At 69.5% G+C, this 22,607-nt stretch carries 22 protein-coding genes and 1 pseudogene; 9 read left to right on the forward strand and 14 right to left on the reverse strand.

Going from position 1 to position 22,607, the window contains the following annotated elements:
- Positions 1 to 3: 3 nt before the first annotated feature.
- Complete coding sequence (locus QSK18_RS17740; protein WP_285620603.1) at positions 4 to 987, reverse strand: oxidoreductase; 984 nt, start codon at positions 985 to 987, stop codon at positions 4 to 6.
- Between the two features lie 134 nt (positions 988 to 1,121).
- Positions 1,122 to 2,066, reverse strand: a complete 945-nt coding sequence (locus QSK18_RS17745; protein WP_232814944.1) for an NAD-dependent epimerase/dehydratase family protein — start codon at positions 2,064 to 2,066, stop codon at positions 1,122 to 1,124.
- A gap of 71 nt (positions 2,067 to 2,137) precedes the next feature.
- On the opposite strand from QSK18_RS17745, the gene QSK18_RS17750 reads away from it, so the two are divergent.
- The gene (locus QSK18_RS17750; RefSeq protein ID WP_232814945.1) at positions 2,138 to 2,575 is read left to right on the forward strand and encodes a MarR family winged helix-turn-helix transcriptional regulator; all 438 of its coding nucleotides are present in this window, start codon (positions 2,138 to 2,140) and stop codon (positions 2,573 to 2,575) included.
- Here the strand turns inward: QSK18_RS17750 and QSK18_RS17755 are convergent.
- On the reverse strand, positions 2,552 to 3,127 hold the full coding sequence (locus tag QSK18_RS17755) for a hypothetical protein (RefSeq protein ID WP_285620607.1): 576 nt from the start codon (positions 3,125 to 3,127) through the stop codon (positions 2,552 to 2,554). The two genes, QSK18_RS17750 and QSK18_RS17755, sit on opposite strands and share 24 nt — an antisense overlap.
- An 85-nt stretch (positions 3,128 to 3,212) precedes the next feature.
- Here QSK18_RS17755 and QSK18_RS17760 point away from each other — a divergent pair, with 85 nt between their 5' ends.
- Complete coding sequence (locus QSK18_RS17760; protein ID WP_285620610.1) at positions 3,213 to 3,878, forward strand: hypothetical protein; 666 nt, start codon at positions 3,213 to 3,215, stop codon at positions 3,876 to 3,878.
- Between the two features lie 136 nt (positions 3,879 to 4,014).
- Positions 4,015 to 5,271 carry a hypothetical protein gene (locus QSK18_RS17765; RefSeq protein WP_285620613.1) on the forward strand — a complete coding sequence of 419 codons (1,257 nt, stop codon included), beginning with the start codon at positions 4,015 to 4,017 and terminating at the stop codon, positions 5,269 to 5,271.
- Between the two features lie 10 nt (positions 5,272 to 5,281).
- Here the strand turns inward: QSK18_RS17765 and QSK18_RS17770 are convergent, their stop codons facing one another.
- From QSK18_RS17770 to QSK18_RS17805, 8 genes are read right to left on the reverse strand one after another with little or no spacing between them, the layout of a single operon-like run.
- Positions 5,282 to 6,022, reverse strand: coding sequence for a class I SAM-dependent DNA methyltransferase (locus tag QSK18_RS17770; RefSeq protein WP_285620616.1), 741 nt, complete (start codon positions 6,020 to 6,022; stop codon positions 5,282 to 5,284).
- Positions 6,023 to 6,066: 44 nt separating this feature from the next.
- Positions 6,067 to 7,182, reverse strand: coding sequence for a LacI family DNA-binding transcriptional regulator (locus QSK18_RS17775; protein ID WP_285620620.1), 1,116 nt, complete (start codon positions 7,180 to 7,182; stop codon positions 6,067 to 6,069).
- A gap of 40 nt (positions 7,183 to 7,222) precedes the next feature.
- Entirely contained in the window at positions 7,223 to 7,975 is a 753-nt protein-coding gene (locus QSK18_RS17780; protein WP_285620623.1) for a cupin domain-containing protein, read from the reverse strand.
- Positions 7,972 to 8,871, reverse strand: coding sequence for a DUF6807 domain-containing protein (locus QSK18_RS17785; RefSeq protein ID WP_285620626.1), 900 nt, complete (start codon positions 8,869 to 8,871; stop codon positions 7,972 to 7,974). The genes QSK18_RS17780 and QSK18_RS17785 overlap by 4 nt, the downstream gene beginning before the upstream one ends.
- On the reverse strand, positions 8,868 to 9,989 hold the full coding sequence (locus QSK18_RS17790) for a Gfo/Idh/MocA family protein (protein WP_285620629.1): 1,122 nt from the start codon (positions 9,987 to 9,989) through the stop codon (positions 8,868 to 8,870). Before QSK18_RS17790 ends, QSK18_RS17785 begins: the two co-directional genes overlap by 4 nt.
- Positions 9,990 to 10,042: 53 nt before the next feature.
- Positions 10,043 to 11,356, reverse strand: coding sequence for an ABC transporter substrate-binding protein (locus QSK18_RS17795; RefSeq protein ID WP_232814954.1), 1,314 nt, complete (start codon positions 11,354 to 11,356; stop codon positions 10,043 to 10,045).
- Positions 11,356 to 12,270, reverse strand: coding sequence for a carbohydrate ABC transporter permease (locus QSK18_RS17800; protein WP_232814955.1), 915 nt, complete (start codon positions 12,268 to 12,270; stop codon positions 11,356 to 11,358). The genes QSK18_RS17795 and QSK18_RS17800 overlap by 1 nt, the downstream gene beginning before the upstream one ends.
- A complete protein-coding gene (locus tag QSK18_RS17805; RefSeq protein WP_352396585.1) occupies positions 12,260 to 13,174 on the reverse strand; it encodes a carbohydrate ABC transporter permease in 915 nt (304 codons plus the stop codon). Before QSK18_RS17805 ends, QSK18_RS17800 begins: the two co-directional genes overlap by 11 nt.
- Positions 13,175 to 13,570: 396 nt before the next feature.
- Between QSK18_RS17805 and QSK18_RS17810 the strand changes: the two genes are divergently transcribed.
- The 4 genes from QSK18_RS17810 (at position 13,571) to QSK18_RS17825 (ending at position 17,292) form a co-directional block, all read left to right on the forward strand.
- Entirely contained in the window at positions 13,571 to 14,740 is a 1,170-nt protein-coding gene (locus QSK18_RS17810; protein ID WP_232814956.1) for a Gfo/Idh/MocA family protein, read from the forward strand.
- Positions 14,740 to 15,900 (forward strand): dihydrodipicolinate synthase family protein, encoded by a 1,161-nt coding sequence (locus QSK18_RS17815; protein WP_232814957.1) that lies wholly within the window; start codon positions 14,740 to 14,742, stop codon positions 15,898 to 15,900. The genes QSK18_RS17810 and QSK18_RS17815 overlap by 1 nt, the downstream gene beginning before the upstream one ends.
- Complete coding sequence (locus QSK18_RS17820) at positions 15,897 to 16,736, forward strand: sugar phosphate isomerase/epimerase family protein (RefSeq protein WP_285620645.1); 840 nt, start codon at positions 15,897 to 15,899, stop codon at positions 16,734 to 16,736. Before QSK18_RS17815 ends, QSK18_RS17820 begins: the two co-directional genes overlap by 4 nt.
- Before the next feature lie 103 nt (positions 16,737 to 16,839).
- On the forward strand, positions 16,840 to 17,292 hold the full coding sequence (locus tag QSK18_RS17825) for a peptidase inhibitor family I36 protein (protein ID WP_232814959.1): 453 nt from the start codon (positions 16,840 to 16,842) through the stop codon (positions 17,290 to 17,292).
- A gap of 113 nt (positions 17,293 to 17,405) precedes the next feature.
- Here the strand turns inward: QSK18_RS17825 and QSK18_RS17830 are convergent, their stop codons facing one another.
- The 3 genes from QSK18_RS17830 to QSK18_RS17840 are packed head-to-tail and all read right to left on the reverse strand — an operon-like array spanning position 17,406 to position 18,859.
- Positions 17,406 to 17,663 (reverse strand): hypothetical protein, encoded by a 258-nt coding sequence (locus QSK18_RS17830; RefSeq protein WP_285620648.1) that lies wholly within the window; start codon positions 17,661 to 17,663, stop codon positions 17,406 to 17,408.
- A 30-nt stretch (positions 17,664 to 17,693) separates the two neighbouring features.
- The gene (locus QSK18_RS17835) at positions 17,694 to 18,482 is read right to left on the reverse strand and encodes an SDR family oxidoreductase (protein ID WP_285620651.1); all 789 of its coding nucleotides are present in this window, start codon (positions 18,480 to 18,482) and stop codon (positions 17,694 to 17,696) included.
- A 14-nt stretch (positions 18,483 to 18,496) separates the two neighbouring features.
- Positions 18,497 to 18,859 carry a nuclear transport factor 2 family protein gene (locus QSK18_RS17840; RefSeq protein WP_285620654.1) on the reverse strand — a complete coding sequence of 121 codons (363 nt, stop codon included), beginning with the start codon at positions 18,857 to 18,859 and terminating at the stop codon, positions 18,497 to 18,499.
- A gap of 78 nt (positions 18,860 to 18,937) precedes the next feature.
- Between QSK18_RS17840 and QSK18_RS17845 the strand changes: the two genes are divergently transcribed.
- Positions 18,938 to 19,732, forward strand: coding sequence for a MerR family transcriptional regulator (locus QSK18_RS17845; protein WP_232814963.1), 795 nt, complete (start codon positions 18,938 to 18,940; stop codon positions 19,730 to 19,732).
- A 370-nt stretch (positions 19,733 to 20,102) separates the two neighbouring features.
- Positions 20,103 to 22,426: pseudogene (locus tag QSK18_RS17850) on the forward strand (galactose-binding domain-containing protein).
- The last annotated feature ends 181 nt before the right edge of the window (positions 22,427 to 22,607 follow it).

The raw sequence follows: 22,607 nt of genomic DNA on the forward strand, positions 1-22,607 counted from the left end.
CAATCAGGACAAGACCTTCCCAGCGACAAGGGATGCGTCCACGTCGGCGTAGTCGGTTGACCGGGCCACCGCTTCCCACTCCTCGATCTCGGCCAGACGAGTACTGAGAGCACCGCGCAGCATGCCCACCGCATCACTCCCCAGGGGCAGGCGCAACGGAGGCCGGTCACCCGACAGAGCGGACAGAATCGCCCGAGCTGCCGCTGCCGGGTCGCCGGCCTGATTGCCGTCAGCCTCTTTCGCCATCTGCTGCATGACGTCGACCGTTCCGGCGTAGTCGGGCAGCGACTTGTGGGTGGGCAGGGTCTCGCCACAGAACTTCGTCCGGAATCCGCCCGGCTGAGCGATCATTACGGTGATGCCCAAAGGCCCGACCTCAGCGGCCAAAGTCTCCGACATCCCCTCCAGCGCGGCCTTGCTCGCGCCGTAGACCCCGAAGGCCGGCAGCGGGAAATCGGCTGCCACCGAGGACATCTGCACGATGGCCCCCTTGCGGCGCGCACGCATTCCGGGCAGCACAGCCCGGGTCAACGCGGCCGGACCGAACACGTGAAGCTCGAAAAGCCTTCGCATGTCCGAGTCTCCGGTTTCCTCAACGGCAGCGAGGTAACCATGGCCGGCATTGTTGACCAGGACGTCGATCCGGCCGTGCCGGGCCAGTACCTCGGTCACCAACGGCTCGATGGCCGGGCGGTCGGTGACGTCGAGTCGCATCGCCACCACCCGGTCCGGAAACCGGGCCACCAGATCGTCCAGAGTCTCCGGACGCCGAGCGGTTGCGACCACCAGATCGCCTGCCTCGGCGGCGGCTTCGGCCATTGCGCGCCCGAGCCCACTGCTGGTCCCCGTGATGAGCCACACTCGCGATCCGGTCATGTCTGTGCCCCCCGGCCACGTCTTTGACAAGATCGTTGCGAAGATAGCAGCGCTTCTCGAGAACGCGTTCGAACGACGCCCTCGAAGATTGCCGGCCAGGGGCTCACTCATGCTGGGGCAGCACCCGAAAGCGCTACCCCAGCACGCCGGCGCATGATCGGGGTCTACTTCCTGACCTTCTTGAACCCGGCGAACCGGGACAACCCGCTCACGCCTTACCGTCAGGGCGGCCGGAACGTCCGAGGCTATCGCGCGTTTCCCGCTCGCAGCCAGGCGATGTAGTCGGCGGCCGCTGCGGCGGTGTCGAAGCTGGGCTCGAAACCGGTGTCTTCGCGCAGGCGGGTGATGTCGAGCCACCGCACCGGCTGCTCCCCCGCCGATGGAAGCTCGAACTGGAAGTCGGGCTCGACCGAATTGATCGCGATGATGACGTCAACGTTGCTCGTGGCGCGGCCGGAGGCGACGTTGTAGGTGGAGTGGTTCAGCTTCTCGGCGAGCTGCAGCAGTGCGAGCGCCCGCCCGGTGTCCTTGACGTAGAGCAGGTCGAGCGCGTCTTCGGCCTTCGGCGGGGCGACGAGTCCGGACAGGTCGGGTTCGCTGCGCCCGGCGGCGGCATGAGCCAGGGAGGGGGCGGCGAAGAACGGGTCGGGCAGGTGGCCGCCCGGCCCCCAGGTGCCGGAGATGCGGGCGTTGACGATCTCCACGTCGGTCACGTCCGAGAGGTGCCCGGCGAGCAGCTCGGTGATCTTCTTGAAGGTCGGGATGACGTGGGAGTACTCCAGACTGAGCGGAATGTCCTCGCTCAGAGCGCCTTCCGAGGCGAAGCCGTAGACGCCGATGGTGCTCGCGCTCACAATCCGGCGCACGCCCCAGGCCTGGGCGGCGCGGACGATGTTGAGGAACGCCTCCAGCGCCCGGCCGGTGGCGTCGATCGGATGGCCGTCGGTCACCGGCCAGGGCAGCGCGACGGCCAGGTGGACGATCCCGGTGATGGGGTACTGCCGGCCGACGGCGAGCAGGGCGTCGAGGTCGGCCACGTCGGCCTGGACCACGTGGATGGGCAGGTCGGCGAGGTGCGCAGGGACCTGCGGGGTGCGGCGCTGGAGCAGGACGCACTCCTCGCCGGCTTCGGTGAGGGCGCGGACGGTGTGGGAGCCGATGAAGCCGGCCCCGCCGGTGACGAGGATCAAGGTCGTGCCTTTCACTGGAATGGCTGATCGTCAGTAGTACTGACGATCAGACTAGGCATAGAATGCTGCCCATGTCCACCGAAGCGAGCGCCGGCTCCGACCCGCACGAGGTGCTGGGGTATCTGCTCAAGCACGCCACCGCGAAGCTCACGGCGTCGACCGACGCGGCGCTCGAGCCGCTGGGGATCGACAGCAAGGATTTCGGCGCCCTGCGGGTCCTGGCCCACCGCGAGCCGACGTCCCAGCTGGCCGTGGCGCAGACGCTGAGCATCGACCGCACCACGATGGTGGCACTGCTGGACGTGCTCGAACGCAAGGGCATCGTCACGCGCAGGCCGGACCCGGCCGACCGGCGCCGGAACGTGGTCACGCTGACCGAAGAGGGCACCCAGACCTTCGACGCGGCGCAGATCGCCTACGAGAAGGCCGAGAGCGCCTTCCTGGCCGGGATCAGCCCGAGCGAGACCGGGCAGTTCCGCCGGATGCTACGGGCCCTCGTCGAGAGCTGAGCCGGCCTCCTCAGGCAGCGAAAAGCGTTCCTGGACGCCCAGGCTCAGCAAAAGTTGCTCAGCCGCAACCCGTTCCCGGGTCATGCGGCCGATTCTTCCGTCACCGAGCGCCGGGACAGTGAGCTCGTCGAGCGCCGCCCACACCTGATCGGTCTGCTCCTGCAGAACGTCGAGCCGGTCCTGCGCCGGGTTCCAGCGGACACTCACGTGGCCGGCCTGTAGATGCCCCGGCCCGAACAGATCGGCCGCACGACGCACGGTCGGCCGGAGCGTGACCATGGCCGAAACCCCCAACCCCCGCTCGACCTGCACGCCGGAGCCGACCAGGGCCCCGGCCGGTGGTTCCGCTCCGGCGGGCAACGGCAAGAAGGCCTGTTCACCACCCCCGCAGTGCAGCGCCTCCCCCAGCTCACGGTGGGCGTGAACCTGCTGCAGCCCGTACGGACCCGGCCGACTGCACATCCACCAAGCCGCAGGCAACACCGAGGCGACCCGAGCGGCGAAGGCGCGTAGATCGTCTTCAATCAGCCAGAAGTCGGTACGCCTGAACACCTGCGACAGTATTCACCCCCCGCGGCTTGCCCCAGACCCAGGAATCTGCGCTGCGGCGAGGAACGATCATGTGCAATCGTTGCGCGTGAGCACCGCACCAGAACTCGAGAATGCTGCCCGAACGCTGCAGAACGACCTCCTCAGCGCGACCACCGGCGGCCCGGTCCGGATCGCGTCGTTCCGCCGGACCTGGCTCGCGCTCGGCCTCTGGACGCTGTTCGCGTGGGCCCGGAATCCCCGGACGTGGCTGCTCGTCGCCGGTGCTGCCGTTCTCGCGATCCTGTTCCCGGTGGCTGCCTGGATCACCCTCGCCCTGGTTGTGGGCTACTTCCCGGTCATGGCCCTGGTCTCGGCCTACATCACGTTCAGCGGCTCCTGGAACCTGCTGATCGACGAACAGCACACGGCGGTCATCGGCCTCCGGACCTGGCACCACGACGGGGCCGTGCAGCTCATCCTCGATTCGCACCTGGCCCGGCGGGTGGGCAGCGGCCAGGGCAGGCGGCTGAGGGAAACTCTCGCGCCCGACCTGGCCAAGACCCTGGCGCATCACCCCGGCACCGTGGTCCGCTTCCGGGCCGGGAACCCGCGTCTGGCTGCCGTCTACGGGGCCGAACTGCGGGCTGCACTGCCCGAGACCGACGGATGGAGCCACCACCTGGACGGCGTGAACGGCACGGTCCGCCCGTCCCTGCCACTGGCGCGCAATGCTCGACAGGCGACCACGGCCGGTGGGGGCAGCCCCCGCTGACGAGGTCGGGCGGGAACACCCGGACTCCGGCCGTCTCGCCTGGACAGGCTGCCGGACCGGTACCGCGTCGCCCTCTGGATCGGTCACACCCCGGCGTCTACCGTGGAAGGCCCGAGGCGCAGGGGAGGTCCTGGCCGTGATCGAGACCGAACGGGACCAGTCGTGGTCGGCCTGGACGCCCGCGCAGGCGTCCACCCAGGTCAGGATCCCCAACGTCAGGCTCTTCCAGAACGCGACCTGGTTGCCCACTGCCCAGGAGGAGATCCTGGCTCCAGCCCACGTCCCGGTCCGGCAGCCCATACCCACGTTCCGCGTGTTCTGGCAGGCGCCCGGTGCCCAGGCCCGCCTGCTGCGTCCCCTGTTCGAGGAGTGGCCCGCGGTCTACCGCCCCCGGCTGGCCGCTCTCGGCGAGGTCTACGTGTTCACCGAGGTCAGGAGCTGGTCCCGGGCCGGGACAGCGGCACGCGAGGTCCGCTCCGAGCCCGTGCCCGTACTCGCCGATCCCGCCCAGTTCGAGCGTTGGGACGCGATGCGCAACACCTTCGCCGATACGGTGGCCGAGCTGGCGCAGGAGATCGGCGACGAGTGGGCCCCGGCCGGCCGGCCGGTCCATCGCCCGTGGTGGCAGCCCTCCCGGCGCAGAGCCTGGCAGGAGTCGATGCAGCAGCGGTTCGAGCGCCTGAGCACGGCCTACGAGGCCTACCGGCCGGCCCTGCCCGAGATCGAGGCGGCGATCCAGGACACGAAAGCGGCCCGGACCGAGGTCACGGCTGCCCTGCAGGTGGTCAACGACTGGTGCCGGCGCACGTGCTGGTGGCTGGTCCAGGAGCAGGAGCGGTTCCGGATCGTGCGTGAGGAACTGGCCGTCGGCACCCCGGTCGAGCACCGCCGGCACCGCGGCAGCCTGCACGACGTTCGTCAGCACGCGTATCTGCTGCGGCACCAGAACCTGAAGGCGATCTTCTGGGACCAGCCCTCGCTCGACCTGTGCGCCCGTGAGCTCACCGCGTTGTCGGCCGAACTTCCCACCACGGCCCACGAGCCGCACCGGCGCAGCCCGCGCAACGGCCAGACCACCTGGCGACGGCCGGCTCTGACGGCATCAGGTCAACCCATGGTCTACCTCAGGCCAGCCACGTTCGCCCTGGTGTACCGCTCGTGCTTCGGCTTCCCACACGACGAGCTGACCAATGGCCGGCAACTGGACCAGGACCGCAAGGATCGACGGAAACAGCAGAAGGCTCACCGGCGCAGGCCTTCTGCCGGCGCCCAGCACGCGGGCGGCAGTTGGCCCACGGACGTGGGCGGCGTCGGTGATCACGCGGGCGGCGGCGACTACGGCGGTGGGTACAGCAGCGGAGGTCACAGCGGGGGGTTCGGCGGAAGCTTCTGATCTGCAGCATTCAGCTCAGCGGCTTGCGCCAGACCGAGACGTGCTTCTCGCTGTCGGCGGTGAAGGGCGAACCGTCCCAGTCGCCCACCCGCTGCTCCAGTTCCAGTCCGGCCAGCTGAGCCATCAGGTCGAGCTCGGACGGCCACACGTACCGGAAATGGTGGACGCCGTACTCGTAGCTGCCGTCGGCCTGGCGGTGGTAGTGATGCGACGCGCCGGCCTGCGAGGCCACGTCGTAGGTGTCGAAACCGGTGTGTTCGTCGCTGATCTGGAACGGAACGGCCAGCTGGCCGGGCGGCAGCCGCCGCAGTTGCGGCGTGCCCACCTCGATCAGGAAGCGGCCACCAGGGGCCAGATGACGGGCGGCGTTGGCGAAGCAGGCCACCTGGGCCTCCTGGGTGCGCACGTTCCCGATCGTGTTGTACACGAGGTACACCAGAGCGAACTGCTTGTGGACGTCGGTGGTGGCCATGTCCCCGATGGTCACCGGAAGTTCGTGCTCACTGATCTTGGCCCGCAGGCGGTCGGTCATCGGCTGCGAGAGCTCGATGCCGTGCACCGGCACCCCGCGCTGCCTCAGCGGCACACAGACGCGCCCCGTGCCGCTGGCGAACTCCAGGGCCGGCCCACCGTCGGCCAGACGCTGGAGAAGATCGAGCGTCGGAGCGAGCGCCTCGAGAGTGAACATGTCGCGCGCGTGGTCGTCGTAGCCCGCGGCGATCTTCTCGTCCCACTGATCGATTTCCGTCATGCCGGCCATCGTCGGCCCAGGCGCCCCGCCGAGGCCAACGGTTTTCAGCCGACGGCCTGAGCCTCCTTTGCTCGCAGGACCGACGCCAGAGTGTTGCCGTTGGCCGGCGGCGTGCTCTCGCGCAGTTGCACCCGCCCGGCCACCCGGATCACCTCGGTGGGGGTGCCCGACTCCCGTAGGGCCAGCTCGATCGCGCGCAGACCGAGTTCCCGCAGGGGTACGCCGACCGTGCTCAGCGCCGGGGTCACGTCGCGCAGGGTCTCGATGTCGTCGAACCCGGCGATCGCCACGTCCCGTCCGGCCACCAGCCCGGCCTCGCGCAGTGCGGCCATCGCGCCGACCGCCATCACGTCGTTCACCGCGAACACGCACGACACGTCGGGGGCGCGGGCGATCAGGCGCTTCATCGCCTCGTAGCCGCCGTCACGGGTGAACGCCGCGCGCAGCACGTTCTCGCGGGCCAGGCGGGTGCCGGCCTTGCGCAGGCCGTCGCGGAAACCCGCCAGCCGGTCCTGCGAGGTGAGCACGGCCGGGTCTCCGGCCAGCACGGCGAAGTCCTGGTGCCCGAGGTCGACCAGGGCCTGGGCCAGCGCCATCGCCCCGGCCCGGTTCTCGATCGCCAGCGTGTCCACCGGCAGCACCGGCTGGGTGATCGCCGCGACCCGGCCGCCACCCTCCACGTAGGCCTCGAACTCCTCGACCAGCCGCGCGGTGGCGACCTGGTCGGACATCCGGCTACCGACCAGCACGATCGCCCGCGCCCGCTGCCGCCGCAGCCGGGCGACGTACTCCAGTTCCGCACCTGGTCTGCGCCCAGTGGTCGCGATCGTGACCGCCAGCCCCTGCTCCTCGGCCCCGGCGATCACCCCGGAGGCGATCGAGGAGAAGTAGGGGTCGGCGATGTCGTGCATGACCAGGCCGACCGAGTCGGTGCGCCCGCGGGCCACCGCCTGGGCGTTGGGGTTGGGGGCGTAGTCCAGCCGCTTGGCCGCCTCCACCACGCGCTCGCGCAGCTCCTCGGCCACCCGCCGGTTCTTGCTGCCGTTCAGGGCCCGCGACGCCGTGGCCAGCGACACCCCCGCGAGGGCGGCCACGTCGGCGAGCGTCACCAGGGCCACTGCGCCGGAGGGGTCGCCGGGAAGACTGCCGAGCTCACGCATACTCGCGATTCTGCCGTAGCCCGGTCGGCCCGTGCCGTTGTCATGGCTGTTCAGAGGGTCGGCCGGATGGCACCGGGGTGCCGTCCGGGACGGGGTAGGCGTTGAGAACACCGCACATGCCGAACTTCTCCTCAGTCGGTCGCGGCATCCGCTGCACCGAGGCGCGGCGCAGATGTGAGTGATCTCCACCGGCCAGGGCGGCGAGCTGGGCCGCGGTGTCGTCGACGGTTGCGCCCGCGCCGTCGGCCAGGATGGTGCGCCACTGCCCGAGCAGTGGTTCGACCAGACCAGCAGAGGACGCGTGGAACGCCTCGAGTGGGCGGAGGTCGCCTTGGTCGGCGGCCTGGCGAAGAGCGAGGAACCCTTCGACGGCCAGGTCGCGCCGCCGGCGGGCGCGCTCGACACTGGGGGTGCCGTCGGGGCCGGTCAGGTCTCGGGCGGCTTCGTAGGTGGCCCGGTCTTTCAGGTGCTGGGGTGGGAAGGTCAGCACGGCGTCGCCGGCCTCGGGCAGGCCGGAGTTCTGCATGAGCACGAGCACCTGCAGGTCGCCGTCGTTGATCGCGCGGTGGATGGTGCCGGGGGTGAACCAGACCACGTCGCCGGGGTGCAGCGGGTGCTCGCTGAACCCCTCGGTGGTGAGAGTCTGCAGCCGCCCGGCACCGGAGACCACCACGTAGGCCTCGGTGCAGCAGAGGTGGAGGTGGGGCGAGCCGCCGCACAGGCCGTCGAGCGCCTCCCAGGGGTAGACCCGCAGGGCGCTGAGCCCCACTCCCCCGGGCAGTTGCCCGGTCACGACGCCTGCCCGGCCAGGTAGCTCTCGACCGTCTCACGGCTCCAGGCGCCGTCGGCCACCACGAAGCGGTGCGACAGCGTCAGGGTCTCTTCGGGCGGGAGGACGATCTCCTTGTGGAAAGCGGGTGACGGGGCGATGGCGGGGAAGGGGTCGTTGCGGACGAACCATTCCAGCGTGCCGTGCGACGAGGTCCCGGCAACCGCGAGAATCGTCACTTCCCCGTCGATGTCGTCGTTCTTGCCCGTGTAGGCCAGCCAGGCGGAGGCGGTGCCCATCGCTTCCGGGCCTGCCCCGTCGGCCGCCAGCACCTGTCCGCCGGTGAGATTGCGCGGGCCCCGCCAGAACCAGCCGGTGTAGCCGGCGTTCTCGCGCCCGTGCGTGGTCGGGCTGCCCAGGTTCAGGTCGGCGCCCCGGATGTTGGTGAGGGCGCTCTGGACGTCGATGGCGTAGGAGCCGGTGGCGGCGTCGATGCTGTGCACCCGCAGCCTGCGCTGCTCCGCCACCCACTCCTCACCACCCTGGGTGACCCAGGTGAGCTTCTCGTCCAGGGTCAACTGGGTGCCGTCGTGCTCGATCACCGCGAAGCTGTCGTGCCGCATCCCGCCGACGTTCTCCAGCGGGGTGTAGCCCTGGCCGTGGATGTAGGTGTTGCCGCCCCAGAAGTTCTGGCCGGACACGTGCGACCAGGTCATCTGCAGGCCCTTGTGCCAGCGGTGGTCCCAGGGCCGGTGGGCCGAGACCAGGGCCCCGGACAGGGTCCCGATCGGGTGCAGGTACGGCTTGGGCGCCTCGAACTGCGGGATGTCGGCGCCGTAGACGTAGCGCAGGATCTCCACCTGCCCAAAGCCCAGGCCGATGCTGTGGCCCTGGTCGTGCTCGACCGTGAGCCGGCTCATCGCTGACCCTCCGGCGTGATCCCGGGACGGGCCGGCTTGTAGCGGCCGCCCCCGTCGAGCTGGGTGTAGAAGGGGTTGCCGGGGACGAGTTCCGAGCGCAGCACCGGCTGGCCGGTGATCGCGGCCTGGTACAGGCCGGTGACCAGTTCCAGGCTGCGGCGCCCGTCCTGACCGCTGGCCGGGGGCCGTTCCCCGGCGTCCATCGCGTCCAGGAACATCACCGCTTGGTTCCGGTGCGAGCTGCGGGTGTCCGTCTCGGGCGCCCAGGAGGCCGCCCGGGCCGCGTCCACACCGTCGCGCGGCGTCCACTTCCAGTTGGAGTTGTCGTAGCCGTACAGGTGCGAGACCTCGACCGTGGCGTCGGTGAAGTCGAAGCGCAGGTAGCTCTCCTGGCGCGGTGACAGCGCGCTGTTGACCACCGAGGCCAGCGCCCCGTTCTCGAACGAGACAGCTGCCACCGAGACGTCCTCGGTGACCACGTCGCGGTCGAGCGTGCCCATCAGGGCGCGGACCTCGTGCCAGTCACCGAGCAGGGACAGCATCAGGTCCATCTGGTGGATGCCGAGCCCCATCGCCGGCCCGCCGCCCTCGGTCTCCCACCTGCCCCGCCACGGCACCTGGTAGTAGGCCGCGTCCCGGTACCAGAGCGTGTGACAGACCGCGACGTGCGGGCGTCCCAGCGTCTCCTCGGCCACCTGCTTGCGCAGAGTTGTTGCCGCAGAACCGAACCGGTGCTGGAAGACGTACCCCACGTAGGGCCCGCCGGCCGGCTCGGCGGCGGCCAGCTCGTCGTACTCCGCCAGCGAGAGCACCGGTGGCTTCTCGCACCACACCCAGGCGCCCGCCGCGAGGCCGGCCAGAACGGCCTCGCGGTGGGCGGCCGGCGGGGTGCAGATCGAGAGCAGGTCCGGCTGCACCTCTTCCAGCATCGTGGTCAGGTCGCCGTACGACCGGGCGATGCCGCGCTCGGCGGCGAAGGCCGCCGCCCGGCCGGCGTCCAGGTCGGTGACCGCGACGACCTCGGCCCGGTCGTCCTGACTGGCGAACGACTTGTGGTGCGACTGGGCAACGGCACCGGCTCCGACGATCGCGACCCGGTACTTCTTACCGCTGGGCATTTCCTACCTCCTGGAGCTGGTGACCGGTTGCCGGTGACGTACGGGCGGAGCGGTCAGGACGCGGCGTTCTTGACCCCGGTGGTCAGCTCGTCGACGAACTTCTGCGCCTCCTCCAGCGCCTCCGCCCGGCCGAACAGCACCTCCTGCATGTGCCGCTGGATCAGCGCGTCGATGTCGCTGGCGCCGGCCGGGGTGAGCGCGGGCGGCTCGCCCACCAGGGAGGCCACCTGGTCGTTGAACGCCACGGCCTTCTGCCCGACGGCGTCCAGGTCCGGCTTCACCGCCGCCAGCGTCTCGGCGTTGGCCGGGATGCCCCGGTCGGTGCCCATGATCTTCGCCGCCTCCGGCGAGTTGGCCAGGAAGTCGACGAACTTCGCGGCCTCGGCCGGGTGCTCGGTGCGGGCCGCCACCGACCAGTACATCGAGGGCTTGTAGTAGAACCCGTTGGAACTGCCGTCCGCGCTCTGCGGGATCTGCAGGAGCACGAAGTCGGCGTCCGGGGCGGCCGCCTGCAGCGAGGTGATCTGGGTGTTCCAGTTGAAGTTGAAGGCCTGCTTGCCGAGCACCAGCCAGGTCTGGTTGAGCGGTGCGGTCAGCAGCTCGGCGGAAGCCTCGGCCGAGGGCGCGCCCTTGCCCGCCAGCGCCACGTTCATCTCCCAGAACGGGGCCACGTGCTCGGCCTTCAGAACGACCTGACCGGACTCGTCGAACAGCGCCCCACCGTGCTGGCGGGCGTAGTGGGTGAGCCCGGACATCTCGGAGCCGAGCAGGCCGCTGCCGACCACCTCGCCCTTGGAGGCCTTGCTGATCTCGGCGCTGATCTCGGCGAAGTCGTCCCAGGTCCAGGTCTTGTCGTCGGGCAGGTCGAGGCCGTACTTCTCGAAGATCTTCCGGTTGGTCACCACCGACAGCGAGCCGTTGCCGGTGGGCAGCCCGAACAGCTTGCCCTCGACCTGCCCGGCCGCCAGGGTGCGGTCGTCGAACTTGCCGGTGTCGAGGAACTCCTTGGTGGTGCCCAGGTCCAGCAGCGAGTTCCGGTCGGCGTAGGTGCGCAGGTAGAGCTGGTCCATCTGGACCACGTCGGGGGCGTCGTTGGCCGCGAACGTGGTGGCCACCCGGTCCCAGTAGCCCACCCAGTCGGCGAACTCGCCCTTCACCTTGATCTTCGGGTTCTGCTTCTGGAACGCGTCGATCACCTGCTGGGTGAGCTCGTGCCGGGCGTCCGAACCCCACCAGGAGAAGCGCAGGGTGACTTCCTTGTCGGACAGTTCGACGTCGGCCGCGTCCTCACTGACTCCGCAGGCCGCCAGGGTCAGGGTGGCCAGGCCGCCGCCGAGCAGGGCGCGGCGGGAGAAGGGGGTGCTCATCACTTGCCTCCGGTGGTGGCGATGCCCTGGATCAGGTAGCGCTGACCGAGCAGGAACGCCAGGAAGATGGGAACGAGGGAAACGATGCTCATCGCGAACAGGGCCCCGAAGGAACTGTTCTCCTGGCCGTCGATGAACGAGCGCAGCGCGACCGGCACGGTGTAGAGATCCGGGTCGGTCAGGAAGATCAGCTGGGTGAAGAAGTCGTTCCAGGTCCAGATGAACGTGAAGATAGTGGTGGTGGCCAGGGCCGGGGTCATCAGCGGCAGGATGATCCGCAGGAAGATCCGGGCGTGGCCGGCCCCGTCGATCCGGGCCGCCTCGTCCAGCTCCCGCGGGATGCCGCGGATGAACTGGACCATCAGGAAGATGAAGAACGCGTCCGTGGCCAGCAGCTTGGGCAGGATCATCGGCACGAACGTGTTGATCAGGTCCATGTTCGCGAACAGGATGTACTGCGGCACGATCACCACGTGCACCGGCAGCATGATGGTCAGCAGCATGATCGCGAAGGCCGAGCGCTTGAACGGGAAGTCGAGCCGGGCGAAGGCGTAGGCGGCCATCGAGCAGGACACCAGGTTGCCGACGATCGACCCCAGCACCACGATCGCCGAGTTCAGCAGGTAGCTGCTGAACGGCTGCGCCAGCGCGTTCCACCCGTCCGGGTAGTGCGTGGTGTCGAAGGTGTTCACGAACAGGCCGTAGCTGTTGAAGATGTCGCTGTCGGGCCGCAGCGAGCTGGCGACCATCCACAGCAACGGGTACAGCATCACGAACGCGGCCACGATCAGCAGGGCGTGACGGACGACGGATACCAGCCGCGAGCGCGCGCTGCGCGGCGGGATCGGTGGCACGGTGGGGCTCTTCGGCGGTGGCGCGGCGACCGGCGGGGCCACCGAGGCATCAGTTGTCATAGAAAACCCAGTATTTCGAGGCCCAGAAGTTGATGGCGGTGAACACCGCGATGATCACCAGCAGGAGCCAGGCCAGCGCCGAGGCGTAACCCATGTTGAAGTTCTGAAAACCCTGCTGGTACAGGTACAACGTGAAGAACAGGGTGGAGTCGCTGGGCCCGCCGCGGCCGTCCGAGACGATGAACGCCTGGGTGAACGACTGGAAGGCGCCGATGATCCCGAGCACCAGGTTGAAGAAGATGATCGGCGAGAGCATCGGCAGCGTGATGCTGCGGAACTGCTGCTTCTTCGAGGCCCCGTCGACCGAGGCGGCCTCGTAGAACTCCCGCGGGATCTGCCGCAGGCCGGCCAGGAAGATGACCATCGGCGCCCCGAAAGTCCATACGTGCAACAGGATCAGCGTGGACAGGGCGGTCGAGGGCGAGGAGATCCAGCCCGGGCCGTCGATCCCGAACAGCGACAGGAACTGGTTGAACAGCCCGTCGACGCCGAACACCCGCTTCCACAGGATCGCCACCGCCACGCTCGAGCCGAGCAGCGAGGGGAGGTAGAAGATCGAGCGGTAGAACGCCAGCCCCCGCAACCCACGGTCCAGCACCACGGCCAGGCCCAGGGCCACCGCCAGCTGGATCGGGGTGGAGACGAACACGTAGACCATCGTCACCGTCAGGGACTTGACCAGGCGCTCGTCGTCCAGCATGCGCTGGATGTTCTCCAGCCCGGTGAAGTTCGCGTTGCTGAGCAGGTTGTAGTCCGTGAAGGACAGGTACAACGACATCAACATCGGGCCGGCCGTGATCACGACCAGACCCAGCACCCAGGGAGCAAGGAAGACGGCGGCGGCCCGGCCGTCCCGGGATTGCACCCGTCCCTTGCGTCCTGAGCCCCCGGGAGCCTTTTTCAGCGCCCGGAACTCACTGACCACACTCAAGGCCGACCTCCTTGCCTGCCAAGCCACACTGCTGCAGGGGAAAGCGCTATCCAGCGCGGCACCCAGTGAAGCAGCTCACCTGCATCGGGGCAATGCCTGGGAAACATCTCTTCGTCACGAACCGGACACCGCAGATCGGTGAAACCGTCACAGACCTGCGGCGGGACCGCTCGTCGGCAACCCGGCGACGAACGCCCCGCGGCTGTTGACCCGGCCCGGGCGAGCTGCCAGGCTGCTGGAAAGCGTTTACCGCGTGGCTGCGGCGCGGGCATCCGGCACGGGTGCCCGCCGCGGCCTGCCCCCGACCGGGTACTCACCGAGAGTCCCTCCGGCGCGCGGGACATCGGCATTCTTGGAACAGGAGTCGGCATGGCACACGACCCCATCGGGATCATCATGAACGGCGTCACCGGGCGCATGGGCTACCGCCAGCACCTGCTGCGCTCGGTACTGGCCATTCGCGAGGCCGGCGGGGTGCTCCTCGCCGACGGCAGCCGTGTGCAGGTGGAACCGCTCCTGGTCGGGCGCAGCGAGTCCAAGCTGGCCGAGATCGCCAAGCAGCACGGCATCCCGGACTGGACCACCGACCTGGACGCGGCCCTGCAGGACCCCCGCTGGCAGGTCTACGGCGACTTCCAGATCACCTCGGCCCGGGTGGCGGCGATCCGCCGGGCGATCGCGGCGGGCAAGGCGATCTACACCGAGAAGCCGACCGCGGGCACCCTGGAGGAGGCGCTGGAGCTGGCCGCCCTGGCCCGGGCCGCGGGCGTCAAGAACGGCGTGGTGCACGACAAGCTCTACCTGCCCGGCCTGCGCAAGCTCGCCCGCCTGGTGGAGTCCGGTTTCTTCGGGCGCATCCTGTCGATCCGCGGCGAGTTCGGCTACTGGGTCTTCGAGGGCGACTGGCAGCCCGCCCAGCGGCCCAGCTGGAACTACCGCTCCGAGGACGGCGGCGGCATCGTGGCCGACATGTTCCCGCACTGGAACTACGTGCTGGAGAACCTGTTCGGGCCGGTCGAGGCGGTCTACGCCCGGGCCGTCACGCACGTGCCGACCCGGGTGGACGAGCGTGGCCAGGAGTACCCGGCCACCGCCGACGACGCCGCCTACGCGGTGTTCGAGCTCGCCGGGGGCGTGCTGGCGCAGATCAACTCCTCCTGGGCGGTCCGGGTCAACCGCAAGGAACTGGTCGAGTTCCAGGTCGACGGCACCCACGGCAGCGCGGTGGCCGGCCTGTTCGGCTGCCGGGCCCAGCACCGCACCGCCACGCCCAAGCCGGTCTGGAACCCCGACCTGGCCGAGACCCACGACTACTTCACCGACTGGGCCGAGGTGCCGGACAACGACACCTTCGACAACGGCTTCCGCACCCAGTGGGAGCAGTTCCTGCGGCACGTCGCCGAAGACGCCCCCTACTCCTACGACCTGCTGGCCGGCGCCCGCGGGGTACGGCTGGCCGAGGCCGGGCTGGAGAGCTCCCGCACCGGCCGCCGGATCGAACTGCCGGCGCTGCAGACGCCTGCGGTGAAGGAGGCCTGATGCCCGCCGTCACCACCCTCCACGCAAACGGGACCGTAGGCACCCGCGAGCTCACCGGCGTCCACAATTTCAAGCGACCTACGGGGCCGCTGCGCTCACGTACCGCCTACGCAGCCGCGCATGTGGTGCCCAAGGTGACCGGGGAGAACGTGCCCGGCGCCCCGGCCGACATCGACTGGGAAGCCACCCTGGCCTTCCGCCGCCACCTGTGGTCGTGGGGTCTGGGTGTGGCCGACGCGATGGACACCGCCCAGCGCAACATGGGACTGGACCCGGTGGCCGTGCGCGAGCTGATCGCCCGGAGCGCCGCCGAGGCCCGTGAGGTGGGCGGCGCCCTGGTGGTCGGGGTGAACACCGACCACCTGAGTGAGGACGTCGGTCTGGACGGGGTGGTCAGTGCCTACCTGAAACAGCTGGAGCATGCCGAGGACCACGGCGCCGGCGTGGTCCTGATGGCCTCGCGCCACCTGGCCCGTGCCGCCACCTCGGCCGCCGACTACGAGCGGGTCTACCGCGAGGTGCTCGAGCGGGCCGGTACCCCGGTGGTGCTGCACTGGCTCGGTGAGGCCTTCGACCCGCAGCTGGCCGGCTACTTCGGGCCCGAGCTGGACGTGGCCGGGCGGATCGAGGTGGTCGCGCGGATCATCGCCGAGAACGCGGGCAAGGTGCGCGGGATCAAGATGAGCCTGCTCGACGCCGGGCACGAGATCGACCTGCGGGCCCGGCTGGGCGCCGGCGCCACCATGTTCACCGGCGACGACTACCACTACGTGAGCCTGATCGAGGGCGACGGCACGCACCACTCCGACGCCCTGCTCGGAGCCTTCGCCGCCCTCGGCCCGCAGGCCTCGGCCGCGATCCAGGCCCTGGACGCCGGGTCGGTGCCGGACTACCGGCGCATCCTCGGCCCCACCGAGGAACTGGCCCGGCACGTCTTCGCCGCCCCCACGTTCCACTACAAGACCGGGATCGCCTTCCTGGCCTGGCTCAACGGCCACCAGCCGGCCTTCACCATGGTCGGCGGCCTGCACGGGGCCCGCAGCCTGCCCCACCTCTCGCACCTGGTGGAACTGGCCGACGCCGCGAACGCACTGGAGGACCCCGACCTGGCCGCGGACCGCTGGAACCGTTTCCTGGCGTTGCACGGGGTGGTGCTGTGAGCCGGCTGTCGCTCAACCAGGCCACCATCAAGTACGCCGACCTGGCCACCGCCCTGACGGTGACCCGCGAGGCCGGGATCGCCTCGATCGGCCTGTGGCGCGAGCCGGTGGCCGAGGTGGGCCTTCGCCAGGCCGTGGCTCTGGTGGCGGACTCCGGCCTACGGGTCTCCAGCCTGTGCCGGGGCGGCTTCTTCACCGCCTCCGACCCCACCCTGCGGGCCCGGGCCCTCGACGAGAACCGCCGCGCCATCGAGGAGACGGCAGCCCTGGCCGAGGCCGGCGCCCCCGGCTCGTCCCCCGTGTTGGTGCTGGTCGCGGGCGGCCTGCCTGAGGGCGACCGCGACCTGGCCGGGGCCCGCGCCCGCGCCGCCGACGCGGTCGGGGAACTGGCGGCCGACGCGGCGGGTGCCGGGGTGGTGCTCGCCGTGGAACCGATGAACCCGATCTACGCCGCCGACCGCGGGGTCATCTCCACCCTGGGCCAGGCCCTGGACGTGGTCGAGGAACTGCCGGCCGCCGTGGCCGGGGTGGCCGTGGACACCTTCCACGTCTGGTGGGACCCGGCTCTGCAACAGCAGATCGCCCGGGCGGCCGGACGCATCGCCACCTACCAGGTCTGCGACTGGATCACCCCCTTCCCGGGCGACGCCCTGCTCTCGCGCGGCATGATGGGCGAGGGCCACATCGACTTCGCCGGAATCACCGCGATGGTCGAGAAGACCGGCTACACCGGCGACATCGAGGTGGAGATCTTCAACCAGGAGATCTGGAACTCCGACCCCGCCGCGGTCGCCGAGCGCACCGCCAAGGCCTTCGCCGCCACCGTCGGCCTCTGAGACGGGTGGTGCGCTCAGACGGAATCTGCCGGCAATCCAGTGGATCTCCAGTGCCCGTGCGTAACTTTCTTCGAGCCCCGTCACTCGAAAGAAAGTTCAGTACGTGCATTTCCAGATCCGGGCCGCCTGCGCCGCTCTCGCGGCGGCAGCCATGGTGATCCTGGCGGTCCTCGCCGCCCCCACGACCGCGCAGGCAGCATCGACGTGCCCGCCGAAGAGCCTCTGCCTGTTCGAGAAGCCCAACTTCCAGGGCGGGATGTTCGTGGTCGGTCACGACGACCAGTTCGGGTCCCCCTGCGACCGCTACCTGGTGGACAACAAGTTCGACAACGGCAACGCGGTCGACGAGCACGTCTCGTCGATCAAGAACAACGACAGCAACCGGATCGTGACGGCGTACATGGGCACGCGGTGGCCGACTGCCAACACGAGCCCGTACTTCTACGTCACGAACAAGCAGTCCTACGCGGACCTCTCCTGGATCCGGACCTGGTACGGCCCCGGAGGCGCCTGGACGATGCGGAACATGGACAACGCGATCAGCGCGATCTGCTGATCGTCGGTGACGACACAGCGGCCGGCTACGGGGTAGCCGGCCGCTGGGTCGTTGCCGGGAGCTGCGCCCCGCTTACCGGGCGAGCTGACGGCGTAGCCAGGCTGCCCAGGCGTTCACGGCGTCCTGGGAGATCGCCGCCGAAGGGCCACCACGTCGAATCCGTGGAACCCACCGGCCGCGCAGCGGCCGAGCCGAAGGCGAAGCATTGCGGTCGTCGAGCATTGGCTGGGCTCGAGGATGTTGTCGGGACGGTAGGCGTCGGCGGCGCGTAGACCGGCCAGCACCTCGGCGACCGGGGCAAGCTCGGGGTCGAAGGGCGGTGGCGCCCCGACCGACCGGGTGGAGGACGGGTTCGCGATCTGTGTGGTCATAAGTCTTCTCCTCCAGACGGTTCAGGCTCTTCAGACGGTCGGGACTGTTCCACCGTCGATCACGTACTCGGCGCCCACGATGGCCGAGGCGCGGTCGGAGACCAGGAACCCGACCAGGTCGGCGATCTCCTCGGTCTCGGCGAACCGTCCCAGGGGCACGCCGCCCAGGGAGTCGTAGATGTTCTGCTTGGCCTGCTCGCGGCTGATGCCGTTGCCCTCGGCGATCCGGTCCACGAACCGCTCGTAGGCTTCGGTCTGGATTCCGCCGGGGCTGACGGCGTTGACGCGGATGCCGTGCGGGGCGAGCTCGTTGGCGAGTCCCTTGTTGTAGGTACGCAGCGCGGCCTTCGCCGCCGCGTAGGCCAAAGATGCCTCGTACTGGGGCAGTTCGCGCTGGATCGAGGTGAAGTGCACCACCACGCCCGATCCGGCCCCGATCATCGCCGGCAGAAGAGCCCGATCGAGGCGCACCGCTCCCAGGAAGTTCAGGTTGAGTTCGGTGAGCCACTGCTCCTCGGTGATGACCGCGAACCCACCGGACGGCGTCGAGGCCCCACCGACGACGTGCACCAGGATGTCCAGGGCGCCCCCGGTCTCGGCGATCCGGGCCGCCACGGTGCGCGCGCCCTTGATCGTCGAGGTGTCGGCTGCGATGAACCGCTCAGGGTGTTCGTACCCCTCGGGCATCGTGCGGGCCGTCACGTAGACGTCGGCCCCCAGCTCCCGCAGCCTTTCGACCACGGCCTTGCCTGAGCCCTTCGACCCGCCGGTGACCAGCGCCCGGCGCCCGTCGAGACGGTCTCGGTCCGAAACGGACATTGCATTTCCTCCGGTCAGGATCCGTGATTGGCGATGACGAGTTCGCTGATGACGTCGTCGCGGAGCGAGAACCGGTAGTCGAGGTCGGCCACGCCGCCCGGGAAGGTTCCTTCGAGGCGAAGGGTCACCACCCAGTGGTCGTCGTCGACGCGGGCCGCACCGATCTGCTCGGTCGTGTACTGGAACTCGGAGCCGGCGTCGCTCAGGAATGCGCGGATCTGCTCCCGGCCACGGAAGGACTCGCTCTGGTCGACGATCACCGCGTCCTCGGCGAGGAAGGACAGGGCCGTGCCGGCGTCGCGAGCGATGTGGGCGGCCAGGAATTCTCGGACTGTGCTGGGGAGGGAGTCGGACCGGAGGTTGCCGTGTTGTGTCATGAGCCCACCGTGGGACCTCGCGTCAGCGGAGGGTCAAGCGCTGGACTCTCCCCCGGGGAGAGGGTCCAGACTGCGGGGGTGCTGACCATCGGAGAGTTCTCGCGCCTGACCCACCTGAGCGTGCGGACCCTGCGCCGCTATCACGAAGGTGCCCTGCTGGAGCCCGCGGTGGTGGACGAGAGCACCGGCTACCGCTACTACGCCGTCGAGCAGATCCCGACCGCGCAGGTCATCAACCGGCTCCGCGAACTCGACGTGCCCCTGGGTGACGTGCAGCGGATCCTGCGGTCCCCGGACCCGGGTGTCCGCGCGACCCTGGTCGCGGATCACCTCCAGCGGCTGGAGGCCGAGCTCGATCGCACCCGGGCCGCGGTCGCATCACTGCGTCGCCTGCTGCGACCCGCCCCCGCTCCGATCGAGGTCGAGCTGCGCGCCGAGCCCGCCCGCACGGTCGCGGCGGTGACCGACGTGATCGGCGAGAGCGATGTCGACGCCTGGTACGCGGGTGCAATGGCCGAACTGCAGGCGGCCGTCGGCGACGCCGTGACCGGGCCTCCGGGAGGCAGCTACGACAATGCTCTGTTCGAGCAGGGCCGCGGCCAGGTGATGCTCTACCTACCGACGGCCGCCCCACCTGGCACCGGGCGGGTGCACGCCGCGACCCTGCCCGCCGCGGAACTGGCGGTCACCACCCATGTCGGCGAGCACAACGGCATCGAGGTCACCTACGGCGAGCTCGGTACCTGGGTCGTGGAGAACGCGATGTCGGTGGCGGGGCCGGTGCGGGAGGTCTACCTGGTCGGCCCTCGGGACGTGAGCGATCCGGCCGCCTGGCGCACCGAGATCGGGTGGCCCGTGTTCCGCGTGACCTGATCAGATCAGCCCTCGGCCCCTTTCCGTCGCTTGCCGTCCTACCGCCAGGAACCCGACGCCAAGGCGCAAGCCACTTGCAACACTTGCTCCGGCTCGTCGGCGGATCCCGTGGTCAATCCGGAGTACGCGCAGCAGCGCCCACCCGCCCTCTGCGGCCCGTCCCCAGGCGTGAGCAGCAGCGACGTCCCTGTCCCGGTTCCTCTGCGCACACGGCAATATTCGACGAAATGCCGACAGCTTTCTTTCATTCATACATTTCTTGCAAAAGGACACTACGGGTGACTACCGTTTCAAGAGCGCCTGCGTATCCGAAAAGCACTTCCCTGACCGCTTTCTCGTGGGCTGCACTCTTGAGCAAAGGAGCTCAACCATGTTCACAGTTCGCCGGAGGGCGGTGGCCGCCCTGACGGTCACCGGCCTCCTCTGCGCAACGGTCACCGCCGTGAGCGCTGCAGCTCAGACCAACGCCCCGGACGAGGCCGGCCAGCAGAAGGCCTCCGCGTCCGCAGCGATCTCCCCCATCGGCATACCCGGGCGGGGAGCCTCAGTCCCGTTCCGCGAGATCGAGGCCGAGGACGCCGCCACCAACGGCACCTTGATCGGCCCAGACCGCACCTACGGTCGTCTGCCTTCCGAGGCGTCCGGGCGCAAGGCCGTGACCCTCGACGCCACCGGCGAGTACGTGGACTTCACCCTGCCCGCCGCCGCCAACTCGATGGTGCTGCGCTACAGCCTGCCCGACAACGCAGCCGGCACCGGACGCGACGCCACCCTGGCTGTGGAGACCGGCGGCCAGAAGCTCACCGATCTGGCCGTGACCTCCAGATACGGCTGGTACTACGGCGGTTACCCGTTCAGCAACTCGCCCGGCAACAACCCGCACCACTTCTACGACGAGGCCCGCACCCTGTTCGACCGCACGCTGCCGGCCGGCAGCGTGGTGCGCGTCCGGGTGACCTCCACCGCCGCCTCCCCCACGTTCACCATCGACCTGGCCGACTTCGAGAACGTGGCCGCCCCCGCGAGCGCACCGGCCGGTGCGCTCAACATCGTGACCGGCTACGGCGCCGATCCGACCGGGGCCGCCGATGCCACCAGCGCCGTCCAGCGGGCCGTGAACGACAGCCGCAGCCAGAACAAGACCGTCTGGATCCCCAAGGGCACGTTCAGGGTGACCGGCCACATCATCGTCGACGGGGTGACCGTCGCCGGAGCCGGCCCCTGGCACAGCGTGCTGACCGGTACCGGGGTAGGGGTCTACGGCAAGTACGTGGGCGAGGGCGGGCCCAGCACGAACGTCACGCTCCGGGACTTCGCCATCCTCGGCGAGGTCAAGGAGCGCAACGACAGCGCCCAGGTGAACGCGATCGGCGGGGCGATGAGCAACTCCGTCGTGGACAACGTCTGGATGCAGCACACCAAGGTCGGGGCCTGGATGGACGGCCCGATGACGAACTTCACGATCAGGAACAGCCGGATCCTGGACCAGACCGCCGACGGGGTGAACTTCCACCGGGGCGTCACCGACTCGACCGTGACCAACACCTTCGTGCGCAACATGGGCGACGACGGCCTGGCCATGTGGGCCGAGACCGACGACAACGTCCGGAACACCTTCTCGCGCAACACCGTCGTGGTCCCGGTGCTGGCCAACAACATCGCCGTCTACGGCGGCGAGGACATCTCGGTCACCGACAACGTCGTGTCCGACACCGTCACCAACGGCGGTGGCATCCACGTCGGCAACCGCTACCCCGGTGTCCAGGGCAGCACCGCCGTCCAGGGCCGGTTCACGATCAGCGGCAACACCCTGATCCGGGCCGGTAACTCCGACTACAACTGGAACTTCGGGGTCGGGGCGATCTGGTTCAACGGCCTGAACCAGCCGATCAGCGGGGCCGACATCCGGGTCAGCAACACCGACATCATCGACAGCTCCTACTCGGCCATCCATTTCATCGAGGGCAGCACCAGCGGCGTCAGCTTCTCCGACGTGAACATCAACGGCACCGGCACCTTCGCCCTACAGCTGCAGAGTCCGGGAGCGGCCAGCTTCACCAACGTCAAGGCCACCAACATCGGCTACAGCAACCCGATCTACAGCTGCACAGGCTCCGGCTTCACCATCACGCAGGGCGCCGGCAACTCCGGCTGGTACACCGGTACCCCCTACTGCGGCCCGTGGCCCGCGCCCAACTACAGCGGCGGCAACAACAACCCGACGCCCACGCCGCCCCCCCTACCCCCACGCCGACCACGACCACGCCCCCGGCGAACGGCAACCTGGCGGCCGGCAAGAACGTCAACGCCACCAGCTTCACTGACGTCTACCGGGCCACCAACGCGGTCGACGGCAACACCTCCACCTACTGGGAGAGCTCGAACAACGCCTTCCAGCAGTCCATCACCGTCGATCTCGGTTCAGCTCAGGCGGTGGGCCGGGCCGTGGTCAAGCTCCCGCCCCCGGCCGCCTGGGGTACTCGCAGCCAGACCATCGCCGTGTCCGGCTCCACCGACAACACCTCCTACTCCAGCGTCGTGGCGGCCAAGTCGTACAAGTTCGACCCGGCCACCGGCAACAGCGTCACGATCGCCGTCCCCTCCACGAACACCCGCTACCTGCGCCTGACCTTCACGGCCAACACCGCCTGGCCGGCCGGGCAGGCGTCCGAGGTGGAGGTGTACGCCCGCTGAACGAACGCTGACCGATCCTGGGGCCCGTTCCCCCGGGCCCCAGGATCCAGCGAAAGCGCCTCGGGTCAGCCCCATCCGCATGTGCGGTTTTCGTAACGACCTGACGCCCGCCTCCCTCTTCTGAAAGCCCAACACCCGTGTGCCGGTGCCCACCAACGGCATGCTGGTCGCCCGACGGCCC

The organism is Kineosporia sp. NBRC 101677, assembly GCF_030269265.1.
Lineage (GTDB): Bacteria > Actinomycetota > Actinomycetes > Actinomycetales > Kineosporiaceae > Kineosporia > Kineosporia rhizophila.